This window comes from Shewanella sp. SM68, assembly GCF_025653925.1.
Classification (GTDB): domain Bacteria; phylum Pseudomonadota; class Gammaproteobacteria; order Enterobacterales; family Shewanellaceae; genus Shewanella; species Shewanella oncorhynchi.
In genome coordinates, this window is sequence record NZ_JAKKRU010000003.1 from 247,637 (window position 1) to 266,419 (window position 18,783).

14 protein-coding genes and 3 tRNA genes are annotated in these 18,783 nt (G+C 45.2%); 10 read left to right on the forward strand and 7 right to left on the reverse strand.

Going from position 1 to position 18,783, the window contains the following annotated elements:
• Positions 1 to 98 precede the first annotated feature (98 nt).
• The 3 genes from L5M40_RS06640 to L5M40_RS06650 are packed head-to-tail and all read right to left on the reverse strand — an operon-like array spanning position 99 to position 5,177.
• On the reverse strand, positions 99 to 2,018 hold the full coding sequence (locus L5M40_RS06640) for an OmcA/MtrC family decaheme c-type cytochrome (RefSeq protein ID WP_263256437.1): 1,920 nt from the start codon (positions 2,016 to 2,018) through the stop codon (positions 99 to 101).
• A gap of 35 nt (positions 2,019 to 2,053) precedes the next feature.
• Positions 2,054 to 4,204 carry an MtrB/PioB family decaheme-associated outer membrane protein gene (locus L5M40_RS06645; RefSeq protein ID WP_263175964.1) on the reverse strand — a complete coding sequence of 717 codons (2,151 nt, stop codon included), beginning with the start codon at positions 4,202 to 4,204 and terminating at the stop codon, positions 2,054 to 2,056.
• A 13-nt stretch (positions 4,205 to 4,217) separates the two neighbouring features.
• Positions 4,218 to 5,177 carry a DmsE family decaheme c-type cytochrome gene (locus L5M40_RS06650; protein ID WP_263144397.1) on the reverse strand — a complete coding sequence of 320 codons (960 nt, stop codon included), beginning with the start codon at positions 5,175 to 5,177 and terminating at the stop codon, positions 4,218 to 4,220.
• 440 nt (positions 5,178 to 5,617) lie between these two features.
• Here L5M40_RS06650 and L5M40_RS06655 point away from each other — a divergent pair, with 440 nt between their 5' ends.
• From L5M40_RS06655 to glnS, 3 genes are all read left to right on the forward strand, one after another.
• Positions 5,618 to 5,857 (forward strand): ferrous iron transport protein A, encoded by a 240-nt coding sequence (locus L5M40_RS06655; protein ID WP_028760477.1) that lies wholly within the window; start codon positions 5,618 to 5,620, stop codon positions 5,855 to 5,857.
• Positions 5,850 to 8,144, forward strand: a complete 2,295-nt coding sequence (feoB, locus tag L5M40_RS06660) for a Fe(2+) transporter permease subunit FeoB (RefSeq protein WP_105252942.1) — start codon at positions 5,850 to 5,852, stop codon at positions 8,142 to 8,144. Before L5M40_RS06655 ends, feoB begins: the two co-directional genes overlap by 8 nt.
• A 216-nt stretch (positions 8,145 to 8,360) precedes the next feature.
• A complete protein-coding gene (gene glnS / locus L5M40_RS06665) occupies positions 8,361 to 10,031 on the forward strand; it encodes a glutamine--tRNA ligase (protein ID WP_219252886.1) in 1,671 nt (556 codons plus the stop codon).
• A gap of 179 nt (positions 10,032 to 10,210) precedes the next feature.
• Here glnS and L5M40_RS06670 read toward each other — a convergent pair whose 3' ends face one another.
• On the reverse strand, positions 10,211 to 10,807 hold the full coding sequence (locus L5M40_RS06670; protein ID WP_105252940.1) for a Yip1 family protein: 597 nt from the start codon (positions 10,805 to 10,807) through the stop codon (positions 10,211 to 10,213).
• Positions 10,808 to 11,090: 283 nt separating this feature from the next.
• Here L5M40_RS06670 and miaE point away from each other — a divergent pair, with 283 nt between their 5' ends.
• Positions 11,091 to 11,861, forward strand: a complete 771-nt coding sequence (gene miaE / locus L5M40_RS06675) for a tRNA isopentenyl-2-thiomethyl-A-37 hydroxylase MiaE (RefSeq protein ID WP_028760473.1) — start codon at positions 11,091 to 11,093, stop codon at positions 11,859 to 11,861.
• A 167-nt stretch (positions 11,862 to 12,028) separates the two neighbouring features.
• Here the strand turns inward: miaE and L5M40_RS06680 are convergent, their stop codons facing one another.
• Both L5M40_RS06680 and L5M40_RS06685 read right to left on the reverse strand, forming a co-directional pair.
• Positions 12,029 to 12,754 carry a UDP-2,3-diacylglucosamine diphosphatase gene (locus L5M40_RS06680; protein ID WP_105252938.1) on the reverse strand — a complete coding sequence of 242 codons (726 nt, stop codon included), beginning with the start codon at positions 12,752 to 12,754 and terminating at the stop codon, positions 12,029 to 12,031.
• A gap of 8 nt (positions 12,755 to 12,762) precedes the next feature.
• On the reverse strand, positions 12,763 to 13,257 hold the full coding sequence (locus L5M40_RS06685; RefSeq protein WP_198572192.1) for a peptidylprolyl isomerase: 495 nt from the start codon (positions 13,255 to 13,257) through the stop codon (positions 12,763 to 12,765).
• A 140-nt stretch (positions 13,258 to 13,397) separates the two neighbouring features.
• Between L5M40_RS06685 and cysS the strand changes: the two genes are divergently transcribed.
• Positions 13,398 to 14,777: a cysteine--tRNA ligase gene (gene cysS / locus L5M40_RS06690; RefSeq protein ID WP_263138180.1), complete on the forward strand. Its 1,380-nt coding sequence runs from the start codon at positions 13,398 to 13,400 to the stop codon at positions 14,775 to 14,777.
• 148 nt (positions 14,778 to 14,925) lie between these two features.
• Here the strand turns inward: cysS and folD are convergent, their stop codons facing one another.
• Positions 14,926 to 15,780 (reverse strand): bifunctional methylenetetrahydrofolate dehydrogenase/methenyltetrahydrofolate cyclohydrolase FolD, encoded by an 855-nt coding sequence (gene folD, locus L5M40_RS06695; RefSeq protein WP_263175961.1) that lies wholly within the window; start codon positions 15,778 to 15,780, stop codon positions 14,926 to 14,928.
• A 364-nt stretch (positions 15,781 to 16,144) separates the two neighbouring features.
• Between folD and L5M40_RS06700 the strand changes: the two genes are divergently transcribed.
• The 5 genes from L5M40_RS06700 (at position 16,145) to clpP (ending at position 18,764) form a co-directional block, all read left to right on the forward strand.
• Positions 16,145 to 16,221 (forward strand) — tRNA-Pro (locus L5M40_RS06700).
• 117 nt (positions 16,222 to 16,338) lie between these two features.
• Positions 16,339 to 16,415 (forward strand) — tRNA-Arg (locus tag L5M40_RS06705).
• Between the two features lie 9 nt (positions 16,416 to 16,424).
• Positions 16,425 to 16,500 (forward strand) — tRNA-His (locus L5M40_RS06710).
• A 261-nt stretch (positions 16,501 to 16,761) separates the two neighbouring features.
• On the forward strand, positions 16,762 to 18,066 hold the full coding sequence (gene tig / locus L5M40_RS06715; RefSeq protein ID WP_028760469.1) for a trigger factor: 1,305 nt from the start codon (positions 16,762 to 16,764) through the stop codon (positions 18,064 to 18,066).
• Positions 18,067 to 18,155: 89 nt separating this feature from the next.
• Complete coding sequence (gene clpP, locus L5M40_RS06720) at positions 18,156 to 18,764, forward strand: ATP-dependent Clp endopeptidase proteolytic subunit ClpP (protein WP_063883148.1); 609 nt, start codon at positions 18,156 to 18,158, stop codon at positions 18,762 to 18,764.
• Positions 18,765 to 18,783 lie beyond the last annotated feature (19 nt).

An 18,783-nucleotide genomic window follows, 5' to 3' on the forward strand; every position in this document is an offset into this window, starting at 1 on the left:
GACTGAGATCTGACTATTTCTTTAGGAGTAGATGACTGCATCGTATGAGTTCCTTTTATATCTGCAGTTGCTGGCCTTTTTAGGCCAGCATCATAGGGTTAGTTTATTGGATGCACTTTCAACACGTCCGCGACTCCGCCCTGTCCATGACAGAAAGCACAGGTTTCAGTTCCTGCGGTTGCATCGGATTTTGTACCTGCAAAAACAGCACCTTGCTGAGCCATGTGGTTATGAGTGCTGGTATCTGAATGGCAGTTGCTACACACAGCGGCAATTGGGCTGGTAAAAGTGCCGTTATCGAGGGCAAGGGGTTGTACCGCTGAATTTAAGGGGAGGGCGACGGTAGAAATCCCCGCAGTATCGTTAACGTGACATTGGGCACAGTTACCGATTTTTCCTGGGTAGTTTAGGCTTTCAAACCCCGTGAATTGACTGGTGTGAATACCGTGGATCAGCTGCTTAAAGTCAAATGACGTGATTGAAGGATTGGCTGCCGTCGCATCGGCCAGCATATTGGCGTTATGGCATAGCTGGCATTGACCATCGAGATCGTTACGTGAGCCGTGAATATTCAGTTTTTGATCACCATGGCAATTACCGCAGCTTGCATTGCTCACAACGCTACGGCGACCTTCATTGCTCAATGCTGCCATATCAAAATAACTGTGGCTGGATTTAATCACTAACACTTCCGCCAGTTCAGTCGTGCAATCAACCAGTACTTTATCTTTGGCACAGACTCTGCCTTGAATCGCAAGTCCGCCATGATCCGTTTCAGTGCCTGCTGGCACAGTAAGGCCCGCTATCGTATAGATATAAATGCCATTAGAGCCTGATATGGGTGTGGATTCCGGCAGTTTAATCGAGCGAGCTGAACGGGTCGCATAATCAAAACTGGTTCCCCAGTTGGCATATACCCTTAAATCATTGATAAATTTTAGTTTATCGGCACTTTCGCTATACACAGTTCCTGTGGCTGGATTCATCAGCTTAACCGCAACAGTGACCGTACCATTGGCATCCATACTGGCGCTGGTGATGCTTGGGCTAAATTGCATCACTGCCGCGTTTTTAGCTTCATCACTGTGTACGCTTGCGGTCCAGTCGGCATTATGACACGCCACGCAGTTACTGTTATCTGTTTGCACTGGGTGTCCTTCGCCTGCGGGGAAATTGATCTGTGTATGACAGGCACCACAGGCTTGCATGGTCGGGACTCTGCGCCAGTTTTGCTGTTCGGTTAACTCAGCCTTATCGACGTGACAGGTTTGGCAGTCACTAATGGGTTGCGGGAAGCCAGTTAAATGTTTGCTGTGGATCATTTGTGGGAAAATATCCGCAGGGTTACTGACTTTTTTGCTGTTATGGCAGGTGACGCAGGTTTCGATTTGATTATATCTACTGCCATGGAAAGCTAGATTACTGTGGCAACTATTACAGGTCTCTATTGTGACTAAGTTGCGGGTGTAAGCGACATTACTACCTGAAGATTGCCAGTCATAATGCTGATTGGTTATAGGTAAGGGCGTATTATCGGCAAGTTTATCGCCGCCAATTTTGACCACCATTCTTTGGGTCGCTTCTGGCATAAACGTCACTCCATTCATGCCATTAAATGCGGCGCTGAAGGTGTAACTGTAGTGACCGTTTTTATGATCTGTGAGACTGCCAGGGCAAGTTGCCGCGCAGGTTTCAGCGGTAAAGTGCTGCCATTCACTGCTATTCCCCGCGCCTGTATAACCTTTGGGGAGAAGCTGCGCTGCAATAAATGTCGCCGATGGGATACCAATCACGGCTTCATCATCTTGATTGCTTACTTGAAAATCCACTTGAGCAATGCCATCTGTCATCGCGACTTTATCGACCATGATGTTAAGGTTAGTTATCGTTAATGCAGGCGGTTTCGCAGGCTCACCGGGATTACCATCTTGGCCGTTATCACCGCCACAGGCGCTTAATAGCGAAACTAAGGCCAGTATAAGACTGAATTGAGTGCGAATTTTTGCAAACTTGTTCATATTTCTATCCTTGGAATGCGCTGTCAGTCCCTAAGTTACATTTGGTAGCTTAAGGTTAAGCCTAAATAGTGAGCGTTGTAGTCGTGGCCCATATCACCAAAACTGAGGACGTTGGGAATCGTGTCCCAGCTTGTGCCTTGGTTTTGCCAATTAGCATCTTGATATTTTTCGAATAACCAATCGACGCGCAGCGACATACTGTCGGCAAACTTATATTTGGCGTAGGCATTAATATTGTGTTTGCGGGCGTAAAAATCGCCATAGGGACTGGTGATGCCGTAGGTCACTTCTGTATCACTCTGTCCGTCGGAATAGCTGTAATCCAAACCAATATCGAGGTGATGATCGAACAGGTTTTGATAACTAAGCCCTGCACCAATCAAGGTCGATTTTTCCTCGGCAGTGCTGTACCAATCGGGTGTCGAGAAGGAATTACTGCCCGCTTGGTCTGAATCGCGCCAATCTTGGTTAACAAAGGCGGTTAAATTGAGGTCACTGCTCAGCACATATTGGGCTGACAAGTCGTAACCGAGATAGGACATCTGAGTTAGACCAACGAAGGTATGATGATAGTCGTCATTAATACTGTGTAAGCTGGCACCAAGAGATAGACCAATATCGCTCTGATAATCCGTGTGTAAGGTGACTTTCTGTCTTTTTCTATCGGCAAGGTAGGATTTACGTAGCCAAGGATTACTTGAACTTTGAGTGGTTGCGACGGGATGATATTCACTGCCATCTCGCTCTAGTGCTTCTCCTTTCAACCAAGCTGACCATGCGGGCGAATAGCGATAACTTAGTTTAGCAAACACGCCGGACTCGTCGACGGATTGGCGGTCGAGTTCGGCATAATCGTTTTCATTATGGCTGTAACCCGCTTCGGCATAAGCCGCTGAGGTAAAACGGTATTTGCTTTTAAGTTCGAGTTTTTTGGTGCGCTTATCATAAAGGCTATTTTGGGCTGTGCCTTGATTAATACTGTCGGTGACGATCTGCGGAAAGTCTAATTGAGCCGTTTTGTTATCTCTGTCTTGATAGTTGTAACTTGCCTGCATGCTTAAATCTTGGCTGATCCGTCCTGAATATTTAAGGTCCATCTCTACAATATCGACTTGGCCATTTAAGGTATCCGCAGGCAGGACGGGCGATGGGCCATTGATGGTGGCAGGAATAAAGGTGTCATCTTGGGTCATGCGGCTAAAGCCTGCGTGCATCAATACATTTTGACCATTTGCCCCCCCTGAGGCTTCTGCGGCAACTCGGTAGGCTTTATTGTCGGGGTCGACCGCATTCTGACCTAGGTATGCTGCACCAAAGGTGGGAGTGTAGGCAGACTGCCACAGCATGGCTTGGTGATCATTTTTATATTGGCTGATTTGGCTATTGATGCCTGCTTGCCAGCCTGAACCGTTAAAATAAACTCTCGCATCGACTTCATCAGTACTGTCATCAATTGGTTGGGCTAGCATAACGCTATTGGTGAGTATATTGGCACTGGTCTTTTTTGCGCCACTGCGGTCTTCATGCTGATAGTTTAGCGAGGCTTTGTAGTGACTGTTATTGTCACCTTCAGGTGATATTTTGCCAGCGTAGTAACCACCGATACTAAAGCGATCACGTTGAATACTTAAATCTTGGCTAACAAGGCTGCTCTGTAACATAGGCATAGATTGCGTTGTGCCGCCTGTTATCCAGTTATCGGGCAATAACATTTTATCTTGCACTGAGGTATAGGGGCTTTTGAGTTGATTATGGTTATAGTTTGCTAAGCCTCTATAACCTAAGTTGATTTGATAGTTTCCCGGCCTTCCTGTTGTGAGCTTGGCTGAGCCCGCATCAAAACCTAACTTATCCGCGACCAGCTCGGTTTGATAACCCGACGGTGTTTTGTACACCATATCCGCACCGACGGCACCAACGAGACCATCATTATCTGTTCCAGTACTGTTACCGAAACGGCTGTCCTCACTATCGTTGTAAGCGAGGCTGGCACTGACATTGCCAATATGCCCTGTCTTAGGTTGGCATTGCTTACAGCTCCATGCCTCTGTCTTTATGCTACTTCGATTCGCTTCTTGCAGCTCATAACCTTCGGCGTGTGCTTGAGTCAAAACACCGTTTATCGCCCAAGTCAGCAAAGTGAGGGAGAAATAAGCGCTAGGGTGAGACATTTTAGCTGTTCGCATGATCATTCCCTTGTTATCTCTGTAGTAATTTGCCAGAAGGATGGTTAGAGCCATGCACTTGTCCATGACAATTCATACAGGAATTACCAGAAGTGAAGGCATTGGTTTGATTGCCAAAATAGGCATTACTGCTATGGCCATCCGAAGCGTGGCACTGCTGACACAGTTGTGGCGGTTTGCTGATCAGCATGGCTTCGTTCACGCTGCCGTGGGGATTATGGCAATTAGCGCAGTTGTCGGTGACGGGGGCATGTTCCCACAGTTTAGGGCCGCGTTTTTCGGCATGACAGCTATAGCAATTTTCATTAACACTCATTTGCTTCAAGCTTGAATCGTTTAAACTGCCGTGGGGATTATGGCAGTCACTGCACACCATTTGTTGCCACTGTAATGGATGCGCCGAGCGCTTGTGCATATCGGCTTTTTGTTGGGTATGGCACTGGGTACAAATGGTGACTTCATTGGCTTTATCGCTGATAGGATCTTTTGCGGTATGCACTTGATGGCAGCTGCTACAGGCGACATCGGCGTTATCGTGGTGATTGCCTTTCCATGCGGTACGTTGACTGTCATTGTGGCAACTCATACAGACACTGTTTTGCTTTTGCGCGGGAACAGGGGAGTTTGCGCCAAAGGTGATCATCGGCTCTTTGCCACCTTTATTATGATTCCCTAACGGGCCGTGGCAGGCTTCGCACTGCAAATCGGCCATAGGCGAATCTTTCACATTGGGGTTGCCATGAACCCCCTCAAATATTGCCATCACCATGGCACTTTTTTTGTGGCACATCAGGCAAGTATCAGCGCCTTTAGCGGAATACTTACCTTCGGCGAATTTTTTGTCTAATGTCGCAACAACTTCTTCTGGTTTTTTGTTATCCCAAGGGGTCGCTGAGGCCGAAACGCTCGCGATTGATAACAAAATACATAGCATAGCCTTAGCTATGCTTCTGAACTTTAGCCCTATTTCCATGGTTATGTTTTCCCGAGTGCATTTATATTTGTTATTTTTACGCTTTCGACATTGCTAATTTAGCTTATTGAGCTTGGTTAATATTAGAACAAGTGTGTGACACGTGCTTAACATTGCGTGGTCTTTTCACTGTAAAGAAGGATGATTTTACAGGCGATATAGATTAAGTGTGATTTTGATCACACTTGCTTCGGGTGGGATTTGTTTACAGCGTTTTGACTTCTGTGCATCGCTTGATAGTCACTAATGCTAAGGTGCGGATTTTTATTTTCGGTTGGTCGTTTATTCATTGGAATTTTTATCACATAATACCCAACACAATTGAAAACTATTATCGTTACCAATCAAAAATCTTGATCTAGGTAAAGTTATTAGTGTCATCGCTCGGTTACAATGGGCGCAGTTTTTCGAGCTGAACCTGTTGCAAGGTGGAATACGTAATGAAGTTAAGCGAACTCAGTCCCGGCGATCGCGGTCTTATTTCTGAAGTGGGGCGTTTGGCGCTGCCACAAACCGTGAAGCGCAAGTTGTTGTCCATGGGGATCACGCCAAATACGCGTTTTTTATTGATCCGATACGCACCTATGGGCTCTGGTCTCGAACTGGATATTCGTGGTAGTAAACTTTGTATGCGCAGAGATTTGGCAGACATCATTGAGGTGGAAAAGACGAATGGCTAAGCAGTTTCATTGCGTCACAGTAGGAAACCCTAACGCGGGTAAATCTACACTCTTTAACGCGCTAACAGGCGCAAATCAACAAGTGGGTAACTGGTCTGGTGTTACGGTCGAAAAAAAGACTGGTCATTTCACCTTAAACGGTGCTGACGTCTATCTGACAGACTTACCGGGTATTTACGACCTTCTTCCTGCGGGTAATAGTTGCGATTGTTCACTTGATGAGCAAATTGCGCAGCAATACCTTGCCGAGCAACGTGTCGATGGCATTATCAATTTAGTCGATGCCACTAATATCGAACGTCACTTATATCTCACAGCCCAATTACGTGAACTCGCTATCCCTATGGTAGTGGTGCTGAATAAAATTGATTCGGCTGTCAAACGTGGGATTAAAGTCGATTTAAAGAAAATGAGCCAAGAGCTGGGTTGCCCTGTGATTGGCGTGTGTTCGCGAGATCCTGCCGATGTCGCTAAAGTGCAGGCACAGGTACTCGATTTACTTCAAGGCCGAGTCTCAGAAGCCCCATTAGTGCTTCACTATGATGAACAAATTGAAGCGGGCGTGCAGTTACTCTGCAGTAAAGATGCCCAATTAAGTCGCGGCCGCGCTTTGGCTATGCTAGGTAATGGTTCAGGTTGTGGTAGCTGTAAAAATGCTGAACTGCAGGATGAAGTGAATTCCTGTACTCAGATTATCGCTCAGCAAGGCCATGATATTGAAGTGATGGTGGCGACCACGCGCTTTAATTTCGTTGAACAAGTTTTTCAAGGTTCAGTGAAAGAGTCAGGGTTCCTCACCCTCAGTGACAAATTAGATAAACTCGTTTTACATCCTGTGCTTGGCATTCCTGTGTTCTTGTTTGTGATGTATTTGATGTTTATGTTCAGCATTAATATTGGCAGTGCTTTTATTGATTTCTTTGATGTTTTTGCTGGCGCATTGTTTGTCGATCACTTCGGTTCATTCTTGACGAGCATGGGCTCTCCGGCTTGGTTGGTCACTATCTTAGCGGGCGGTGTCGGCCAAGGCATTCAAACCGTATCAACCTTTATTCCTGTTATTGCGGCGCTTTTCCTCGGTTTGTCGATCCTCGAAAGTTCTGGCTACATGGCGCGCGCTGCATTTGTGGTTGACGGTTTAATGCGTCGTATTGGCCTGCCTGGTAAAGCATTCGTTCCTATGATTGTCGGTTTTGGTTGTTCTGTGCCTGCAATTATGGCGACGCGAACCTTAGGCAGTGAGCGTGAGCGTATTGTGACAGGGATGATGGCACCATTTATGTCCTGTGGTGCACGTCTTCCGGTTTATGCACTATTTGCGGCTGCTTTCTTCCCCGATTCAGGTCAGAATTTAGTCTTCTTGCTGTATATTATTGGTATCTTTGCCGCTATCGGTACGGGTTTATTACTCAGAAGCACTTTATTACCCGGCAGCAGTAGTGCAGTGGTGATGGAGCTACCAAGTTATGAACTACCTAAGCTGAAAGCTGTTATGGTTCGTACAGGTAAACGCACTAAGAGTTTTATATTAGGCGCAGGTAAAACGATTGTTCTAGTCGTGACCTTATTGAACTTCATTAATGCTATTGGTGTTGATGGTACATTTGGCCATGAAGATAGCCAAGCATCTTTGCTGAGTGTCGCGAGTCAAAAAATCACGCCTATCTTCTCGCCTATGGGCATAGAGCAGGATAACTGGCCTGCAACCGTCGGTATTATCACGGGTATTTTCGCTAAAGAAGCGGTTGTTGGTACCTTAAATAGTCTATACAGCAGCGCGGCGCCGACAGATGAAGAGCTTGCACCATTGAGCGAAAGCTTTAATGCGGCTCTGGCAACGATTCCAGCTAACTTGTTTGGTTTAGATCTTGAAGATCCGCTTAAACTGTCGGTCGGTGATTTAACCAATAAAGAAACCGTTGCTGAAGAACAAGGTGTTGCGACATCGACTTTCGGTGCTTTACAAGCAGGTTTTAGTGGTAAAGTTGCGGCTTTCTCCTACTTGCTGTTTATCTTACTTTATACTCCTTGTGTTGCGGCAATGGGCGCCTTAGTGCATGAGTTTGGTTCTCGGTGGGCGACGTTTGCTGCAACGTGGACTTTCTCACTGGCTTATGGTTCTGCAACGGTAGTTTATCAAGCTGCTACCTTTACGCAGCACCCAGTTCAATCAAGTCTGTGGATTGGTTTCTTCTTGTTTGCATTAGCCGCTTTTTATCTGTGGTTGAAACGTAAAGGTAAAAGAAGCCAGCAGATTATTCCTGGGATCCGCATTATCACCGAGTAAGATTTACTGAGTCGGCGTGACTGAATAATAAATGTCAGCTTAGTTAGGTCAAAGATAAAAGCAGCTTTCATGGCTGCTTTTATTGTTTTACTATCGCGGTTATAACCCCAGACAGTCAAAAACCAGAGTTTTTAACCCTAGGCATTGTAACTAGTGGTGATCTGTAGGATCATGCTGGTTTTCTTAAAATTGCCATTGTTCGCAAAGAGGAATTCCATGAGTCATGTGGACACTGAAGTACGTCCGAGTAACTTTATTCGTAATATCATAGATGAAGATTTACAAAGCGGTAAGCACACGAGTGTACAGACTCGTTTCCCGCCGGAACCGAATGGCTATCTTCATATTGGTCATGCTAAATCTATCTGCTTAAATTTTGGGATAGCGCGAGACTATAACGGTCTGTGTAATTTACGTTTTGACGATACTAATCCTGAAAAAGAAGACATTGATTATGTAAATTCTATTCAGGCGGATGTGCGTTGGCTTGGATTCCAGTGGGATGGGGATGTTCGCTATTCATCAAACTATTTTGATCAGTTACATCAATATGCGGTTGAACTGATCAATAAAGGTTTGGCTTATGTGTGTTTCTTAAATGCTGATGAAACCCGCGAATACCGTGGTACGTTAAAAGAGCCAGGTAAAAACAGTCCTTTCCGCGACACATCTGTCGAAGAAAACCTCGCCTTATTCGCTAAGATGCGCGACGGTGGTTTTAAAGAAGGCGAGTGCGCATTGCGTGCCAAAATTGATATGGCATCGCCATTCATGTGTATGCGCGATCCTATCATCTACCGTATTCGTTTTGCCCATCATCATCAAACAGGTGACAAGTGGTGCATTTACCCAATGTACGACTTCACGCACTGTATTTCTGATGCGTTAGAACATATTACCCACTCTTTATGTACATTAGAGTTCCAAGACAACCGTCGTTTATATGATTGGGTGTTGGATAATTTGAACGATTTTCAAGCGCCGAATCGTACTCGTCAATACGAGTTTTCCCGCTTAAATCTCGAATATACCTTGATGTCTAAACGTAAGCTGAACGACCTTGTGACCCGTAAACTCGTGTCAGGTTGGGATGACCCACGTATGCCAACGATTGCAGGCTTACGTCGCCGTGGTTACACACCGGCTTCAATTCGTGAGTTCTGCCAACGTATCGGCGTGACTAAGCAAGAGAATATGATTGAAGTCGGCATGTTAGATGCGTGTATTCGTGAAGAATTGAACGAACATGCACCGCGTGCGATGGCCGTATTACGTCCATTGAAAGTCATCATTGAAAACTATGCTGAAGGTGAACTTGAGTACATTCAAGCGGCCGCTCATCCAAATGATGAGAGCATGGGGACGCGTGAATTAGCCTTTGGCCGAGAAATATTGATCGATGTGGCTGACTTTAAAGAAGAAGCCAACAAACAATACAAACGCTTAGTTACAGGCAAAGAAGTGCGTTTACGTAATGCCTATGTGATTAAAGCTGAACGTTGTGACAAAGACAGCGAAGGTAATATCACGACGGTTTACTGTACTTATGATCCTGAAACTTTAGGTAAAAACCCTGCAGATGGCCGTAAAGTCAAAGGCGTGATCCATTGGGTTGAGGCATCTACAGCCAAGCCTGCTGAATTCCGTCTCTATCAGCGTTTATTTACCGATCCTAATCCTGCTGCGGCAGAGACTGTGGATGAAGTGTTAAACCCTGAATCATTGATCGTTGTACAAGGTTTTGCAGAAGCAAGCTTAGTGAATGCACCTGCGGAACAAGCCTATCAGTTTGAGCGTGAAGGCTATTTCTGCGCTGACAGCAAAGATTCATCGTCGGATAATTTAGTGTTTAACTTAACCGTAGCGCTGCGTGATTCTTTCGAGTGATTTTGCTTAAGTGGATCTGTTTGACTGAATGAGTCAAACAGATCTGCTAAATCGCTCAGAGCGTTAATTCAACTCAAAAAAGAAGGCCTTGACGGCCTTCTTTTTTATTTTCTGCTACAAATCAATTGCGACGCAGAGCTTGAGTTGCTGTTGATTAAATTTGTGATGAATTAAAATGGTTATTGGTACATAGGACCAAAGCCTAAGCTCCATAAAATGACACTAGTTGCCATTAGCCCCACCAAGAGTACTAAGCCTGCAGTCACCATAGAGCTGGCGTAGATAAAACCTTTCTCTTCAGGGATATTCATAATGATAGGCACCCCCGCGTACAGTAAATACACTGAGTAGGCTAAACCAATCAACCCCACTATCATGATAAACCATAGCACTGGATATAATGCGGCTAAACCGACCATAAACAATGGGGTTGCAGTGTAGGACGCGAGCTCTAATGCTTGGGTGTAAGTTGGGTTAGCATCGAAGGTTTTTGCCATCCAATAGGCTAAATAGGCAAGGGCGAATACACCTGCAATCAGGCCTAAATACATGCCTGCGGACATAAACAGGGCGCTTTGTGGTGTAAGGTAAATAGGATCGCCAGCGCCAGGATTCCAGCCAATGTAAGCTGTAGCTATATAGCTGCACACCGCCGGAATTAAGGCGATAAGTACTACATGGCTCAAGCTACTTTTCAGTGCCTCATGGTTTTTTTCAATTGTTTGCCACTCTTGTTTTGGATGAGTGTATAGCCCCATTAAGTGATTCAGTATCATTATAATTATCCTTGTTCAGCATTGATGAATGGCTCGCCAAACGTCAGACGAGCTGATAACAGCTCTACAATCGAGGTTAAAATAGTGTCCTGTCTCTTTATCCATCGATTGGTTACACATAGAGAAGTGAGAGGCTGTGTGATCAGGATCTCAGTTCTTTAGAGTGTAGATTATTTATTGAACAAAAAGTTCAGCGCGTCAAGTTTACTTAAGCCTAATGCTATAGCTTATGAGTAAATATGCGTAAAATAGTGCGATATTCAGAATGATATTGAGTGAGTCCATGCTGCAACTTCTTGCCCCCATCCACGCATTTCTTCACTGTGAAACACCGCAAACTTGGATTGATGTTGCGATAAAATCAGATTCCTTGGATGAGTTGCTGATCGACCATTGTAACTGTGAGTTAAAAGCCGCTCAGACAGCGATTTTTTTGCTACGAAAATATGCGTTAGATAAAGATAGTGGTCGAGCTCTGTTGGCGTGGGCTAAACCCTATGAAGAGTTTATTTATTCGCAAGAACATGATGTGGAAAGTTTTTTAGCCCGTGATGTGAAAAAGAATGAGTTGGTAACTGACCTTATACCTAAGCCCAACTTTAAGTTTGCTGCGAATTTAGTTTCACCTTTAATCCGCTTGATTAAAGAAGAGTTTCATCATTTTGAACAAGTATTGGATTTAATGCACAAGCGCAGTATTGATTACCGCAATATTCGCGCGGGTCGTTATGCCAAGGGGATGATGAGTCATGTGACAACCCATGAGAAAGATATTTTGCGGGATAAGTTGATTGTAGGGGCATATATTGAGGCTCGCTCGTGCGAGCGCTTCGCTAAACTCGCGCCTTATTTAGACGGTGAGCTGAGTAAGTTTTATGTGTCACTGCTGCGCTCTGAAGCGCGACATTATCAAGATTATCTTGCGTTAGCTCAGTTGGTTTCACCTGAGGATATTAGTGAGCGAGTGAAGTACTTTGGCGAGTTAGAAGCGGAGTTGATTTTGGCGCAGGATGATGAGTTTCGTTTCCACAGTGGGTCGCCTCTATTAAATTAATTTGAACGGTTTTGCTTCCCCAAACGAGTAGAGTTAAGTCCATATAGCTGAAACGATTAACGGTTCTAAAAAACCGTTAATCACAGTATTTTCAAGCTATTAAAGCTAAAAATTTAAGCTATTTAAGCTTAAGTAACACTAAATGAGGCCTACTTAAGCCAATGCCTTTAGGTCATCATAGGGTCGAAGGGTAAGGACTGTAAATTAATCCCTTCAGCGCTCACACTGAGCACACTGCCTTGTTCATACCAATCGCCAACCACTATACGCTTACAGCCATTAGCAAGTTGATGAATGGCTGGTCTGTGGGTATGACCGTGGATCATATGCTTAGTGTGTGTCTTGGCAAATAACACATCGACCGCATTGGGCTCTACATCCATGATAGTGTAGCTTTTTTGCTTATTGCTGTTCTTGCTCTTGCTGCGAATTTTATCAGCAATGCCCTGACGGGTTTTCTTGGATAAACAACCATACAGCCAACGAGACAGCGATAAACTGCGCAGTTTTCGAAAGCGTTGGTAGGCCTTATCTAAAGTACATAAGCTGTCGCCGTGCAAAATTACAGTGTCGACACCGTATAAATTGAGGCGAGTGACTTCGGGTAAAATTTGCATGCCTGCGGCGCGCGCAAATTGTTTGCCTAGCATGAAGTCACGGTTGCCATGGATAAAATACACGGGTAACTTTTGTGATACTTGCTTGAGTTTTTCGGCGATGTCTAGGGCAAAAGGCAAGGCAATATCATCACCAACCCAGACTTCAAACAAATCGCCTAGGATATAAAGGGCGTCAGCATCATCGAGTTCAGTGTCGAGAAAGCGAGTGAACGCTTGGGTGATATCAAGGCGATCTGCACTCAGGTGCAGATCGCCTATAAATAGAGTTCGCATTCGCCGTATTATGCCGCGACGCTGACTTTTTCAATCACAATGGCTTCTAATGGCACATCTTGATGCATACCACGGTTGCCAGTGCTAACGGCCTTGATTTTTTCGATAATGTCCATGCCTTCAACGATTTCGCCGAATACGCAGTAGCCCCAGCCCTGTGAGGTTTCTGATTTAAAATCGAGGAAAGTGTTGTCGTTCACGTTAATGAAGAACTGCGCAGTAGCTGAATGTGGATCTGAAGTACGCGCCATAGCGACAGTACCAGTACGGTTTGATAAACCGTTATTGGCTTCGTTCTTCACTGGCTCGTTACAACGCTTTTGGCTCATGTCTTCGTTGAAGCCACCACCTTGGATCATGAAACCGTCTATCACACGGTGGAAGATAGTGCCGTCGAAGAAACCTTCGTCAACATATTTCATGAAGTTTGCTACTGTTAACGGCGCTTTCTCAGCGTTCAGTTGCAGTTTAATGTCGCCCAAATTAGTGTGTAATGTGATCATGTTTTCATACTCAGTGTAAATAGTGGCGCGATTCTAACTTATCTCGGATTGCGCGCAAAGTGCAGTATTCAAAACCTGTCAGGCCGTGATAGACTGACTCCTTGATTTTACACCTGAATGTATCATTGAAGAGAATATCGATGTTGAAGATTTACAACAGTATTACCCGCCAAAAACAGGAATTTAAGCCAATTAATCCCGGGAAAATTGGGATGTACGTGTGTGGTGTGACCATATACGATCTCTGTCATATTGGTCATGGCCGTACTTTTGTTTCCTTCGACATGATAGTGCGCTACCTGCGTTACGCGGGTTATGAAGTGAATTTTCAGCGCAATATTACTGATGTTGATGACAAAATCATCAAGCGCGCTAACGAGAATAACGAAAGCTGTGAAGCCTTAACCGAGCGTCTTATTGGTGAAATGCACCAAGACTTCGATGCCTTAAATATGTTGCGCCCCGATTTTGAACCGCGCGCGACCCTTCACATTGCTGAAATCATCGACATGGTTGAGTTATTACTCGCCCGTGGTCATGCCTATGTGGCGAGCGATGGTGATGTGCTTTTCAGCGTGGCCTCATATCCTGATTATGGCCGTTTATCGGGCCAGAATTTAGATCAACTGCAAGCCGGTGCTCGGGTTGAAGTGGACGAAACCAAGCAAAATCCAATGGATTTTGTGTTGTGGAAAATGTCTAAACCTGGCGAACCAACGTGGGAATCTCCATGGGGACCGGGTCGTCCTGGCTGGCATATCGAATGTTCGGCCATGAACAGCAAACATTTAGGTTTGCATTTTGATATCCATGGCGGCGGCTCTGACTTACAGTTCCCACATCATGAGAATGAAATCGCCCAGTCTTGCTGTGCCCATGACACACCATACGTCAACTATTGGATGCACACTGGCATGGTGATGGTTGACCGTGAAAAGATGTCTAAGTCCTTAGGCAACTTCTTCACCATTCGAGATGTGCTTGGTCACTATGATGCTGAAACTGTGCGTTATTTCTTATTATCGGGCCATTATCGTAGCCAACTGAACTATTCAGAAGATAACTTGAAACAAGCGCGTTCAGCCTTAGAGCGTTTGTATACGGCGATTAAAGATGTCGACTTAACTGTCGTTGCGGCGCCTGCAGAAGAGTTTGTCGCTAAGTTTAAAGCGGCGATGGATGATGACTTTAATACACCTGAAGCCTATTCAGTCCTTTTTGACATGGTGCGTGAGATCAATCGTTTAAAACTGACCGATATGGCACAGGCATCTGCGTTAGCGGTCACCTTGAAGCAATTAGCGGATGTGTTAGGTCTATTAAGCCAAGAGCCAGAGGCCTTCTTTCAAGGCGGCGGTAGTGACGATGAAGTGGCCGAAATCGAAGCCTTAATCGTTGAGCGTAACCGTGCTCGTACCGAAAAGGATTGGGCTGCTGCGGATGTGGCGCGTAATCGTTTAGATATTTTGGGCGTTGTGCTTGAAGATGGTCCAAGTGGCACCACTTGGCGTAAGAAATAAGCTTATTCGCTATATTTTTAATTCAAGAAAATCTTCAGTAAATAAAAAACCTGCATCATGCAGGTTTTTTTATGCTTGCTAGAACCTAGAACCTAGAACCTAGAACCTAGAACCTAGAACCTAGAACCTAGAACCTAGAACCTAGAACCTAGTCATGATACTGCTCGGCAGCATATAAGGTGTTTTCTAATAGGCTTGCAATCGTCATCGGGCCAACACCGCCGGGGACTGGAGTGATAAAGCTGGCATTTTGCGCTGCAATGTTATATTGCACATCGCCGACTAAGGTGCCGTTATCTAAACGGTTAATGCCTACGTCAATGACGATAGCGCCGGGCTTGATCCACTCGCCAGGAATAAAGCCAGGTTTACCCACAGCAACGACCACGAGATCTGCCTGACGGATTTTTTGCTCGAGATTCTTAGTGAAGCGGTGGCAAGTAGTGGTGGTACAGCCAGCCAGCAGCAACTCTAAGGTCATTGGGCGGCCGACAATATTCGATGCGCCAACCACAACAGCATCTAAACCATAGGTATCAACGCCGGTGGATTTGATGAGTGTCATTATTCCCATTGGGGTACAAGAGCGCAGCACCGGAATACGCTGGGCTAAACGACCGACGTTGTACGGGTGAAATCCATCGACATCTTTATCTGGGCGGATACGCTCGATGACTTTTGAGTCTTCGATATGCGTGGGTAATGGCAGTTGCACTAAGATGCCATCGATGGTCGGATCATCATTCAGACTATCAATCAGGTTGAGTAATTCATCTTCAGTGCAGTTTGTTTCTAAATCGTATGAACGAGAAAGAAATCCAACTTCTTCACAAGCCTTACGTTTACTGCCAACATAAACTTGTGATGCCGGATCGGCTCCCACTAATATTACGGCTAAACCCGGTACGCGTTGTCCAGCCTCTTTGCGGGCGGTGACTTTTTCGCTGAGCTTAGTGCGGATGGATTGAGCAATCGCCTTGCCGTCGATTATTTGGGCTGTCATGGGTGTAGGATATCCTTTATATGGGCGATGGTGAAAACAGTAGTTAACACAGAGATTGGCAATCGTGGCTATTTTAACAGGGCACAGCTACTGTGTCATGGTTAAAGCCGTTGCCAAGTGGATAAAAAAAACCAGATTAGCCTGATAATTCAGCACCTAGAGTCGAACGATAAAAAAATCGTTGACGGGTGTAAAGTGAGGGGATAAGATGCGCTCCGTTCTCAGGCAGATGTGTTCATCTTGCGCTGAAACTGTCATGTAAGACCTTAGGTAATTAGCGCAGTCCGATAGTGCATCCAGATTTTGGATGAGAGTGGACCAGAGGAAACCCTCTGAGTTGATACCAAGTAAAATGTAAGACCTTCGGTGATTAGCGCAGTCCGGTAGCGCATCTGGTTTGGGACCAGAGGGTCAGAGGTTCGAATCCTCTATCACCGACCACTTTATTATCGTTTGCTTCAATGAATTCAAAGATAATTTGGACTCAAATAGGCGAGTGATAGGGTTAGCATAAATGCTTTCCAAATCGGTTAGGATACAGAAAATTCTGTAAACCATGCGCCCGTAGCTCAGTTGGATAGAGCACCCGCCTTCTAAGCGGGTGGTCGCAGGTTCGAATCCTGCCGGGCGTACCAGTTTCAGTGGTGATTGTAGCTCAGTTGGTAGAGTCCCGGATTGTGATTCCGGTTGTCGTGGGTTCGAGCCCCATCAGTCACCCCATTTTTAGTACTTTGAGTACAAATTAAAAAAAGCGACCTTGTGTCGCTTTTTTTATACCCCAGATTCGGCTGTTGAGGCTCGACTCTGCAGAAAACGGTGGCTATAATGTCGCGTCTTGATAGATATCAACTATGAGCGACCTGTGCCTAAAGCCAGTTGTGGTGGGCATTGTAGTCAAATTTAATGATCAAGAAACGAATACCTGAATAGTTGATGAATCGGCTATTACAAAGGACGTTAGACAAATTTCGAGGTAAAACAATGCAAGTTTCTGTTGAAGCAACCCAAGGCCTAGAGCGTCGCCTGACCATTTCTGTTCCTGCTGAACAAATTGAAAAGCTGGTTAAAGACAGTTTACAACGTGAAGCTAAGCGTGCTCGTATCCCAGGTTTCCGTCCTGGTAAAGTGCCTGTTACTGTTATAAACAAACGTTACGGCGCAGCGATTCGTCAAGACATCATGGGTGAAGTGATGCAACGTAACTTCATCGAAGCAATTATTGCTGAGAAGTTAAACCCAGCGGGTGCACCGACTTTTGTTCCTGGTTCTACTGATGGCGAAAAATTCGAATTTATCGCTACCTTTGAAATCTATCCAGAAGTTGAGCTGAAAGGCTTAGATGCAATCGAAGTTGAACAGCCAAAAGCTGAAGTGACTGACGCTGACGTTGACACTATGATTGAAACCTTACGTAAACAACACGCGACTTTCGCTGCTGTTGAGCGTGAAGCTGCTGATGGCGACAAAGTGAAAATGAACTTTGTTGGCTCAGTTGACGGTGAAGAATTTGAAGGCGGCAAAGCTGATGATTTCGAACTGCAATTAGGTAGCGGCCGTATGATCCCTGGTTTTGAAGCGGGTATCTTAGGTCACAAAGCGGGCGAAGAATTTGTTATCGACGTGAACTTCCCTGAAGAATATCACGCTGAAAACCTGAAAGGTAAAGCGGCTAAGTTTGCGATTACGCTGACTGAAGTGCAAGCGGCTAACCTGCCAGAAGTAAACGATGAGTTTGCTGCTCTGTTCGGTATCAGCGAAGGTGGCTTAGAAGCCCTTAAGACTGAAATCCGTAAAAACATGAACCGTGAACTTGAGCAAGCGTTAAAAGCTAACGTGAAAGAGCAAGTGATCAATGGCCTGTTAGCTAACAACGATATCACTTTGCCAAAAGCATTGATCGATGGCGAAGTTAACGTTCTGCGTCAACAAGCCATGCAACGTTTTGGCGGCCAATCGGCTAACATGCCAGAACTGCCAGCTGAATTGTTCACTGAACAAGCTGCACGTCGTGTTAAAATCGGTCTGCTATTAGGCGAAGTCATCAAGACTAACGAACTGAAAGCGGAAGATGAACGCGTACAAGGCTTGATCGCTTCTATGGCGTCTGCCTACGAAGATCCAAGTGAAGTGGTTGCTTATTACAACAGCAACAAAGAGCTGATGCAAAACATGCGCAACGTTGCTTTAGAAGAGCAAGCGGTTGAAGCACTGTTGAAATCTGCCAAAGTGACCGAAAAACAAGTCGCTTTTGAAGAATTTATGAACAAGGCTACCGGTCGCGCATAAGCTAAGCTTGACTTGATTAGCTGTTCGCCATTTATAATGGCTCGTATGAGGCTCCTCATGCGAGCCATTTTTATTTAGGGAAGTGAATAATGCATAATGCGTCAGACATACAAAGTGCTTTAGTGCCTATGGTGATCGAACAGACTGCTAAGGGTGAACGCTCATACGATATTTATTCTCGTTTGTTGAAAGAGCGGATTATCTTTTTGGTAGGTCAAGTTGAAGAACACATGGCAAACCTTATCGTGGCGCAATTATTATTCTTAGAATCAGAAAGCCCAGATAAAGATATCTTTTTATACATTAACTCTCCTGGTGGCTCAGTCACCGCAGGCATGGCGATTTATGATACCATGCAGTTTATCAAACCGAATGTTAGCACTGTCTGTATCGGCCAAGCCGCTAGTATGGGCGCTTTCTTGTTAGCCGGTGGTGAGAAGGGTAAGCGTCACTGTTTACCAAACTCTCGCGTGATGATCCATCAACCGCTGGGTGGTTTCCAAGGTCAAGCATCAGATATTGCTATTCATGCCAAAGAAATCTTAGGCATTAAAAATAAGCTTAACCTAATGCTCGCTGAACACACAGGTCAACCACTCGAAGTGATTGAACGCGATACCGATCGTGACAACTTCATGAGTGCAACTCAAGCCGTCGAATATGGCTTAGTTGACTCTGTGATGACGAAACGCGGCTGATTTTTGCTTTTGACTGAGC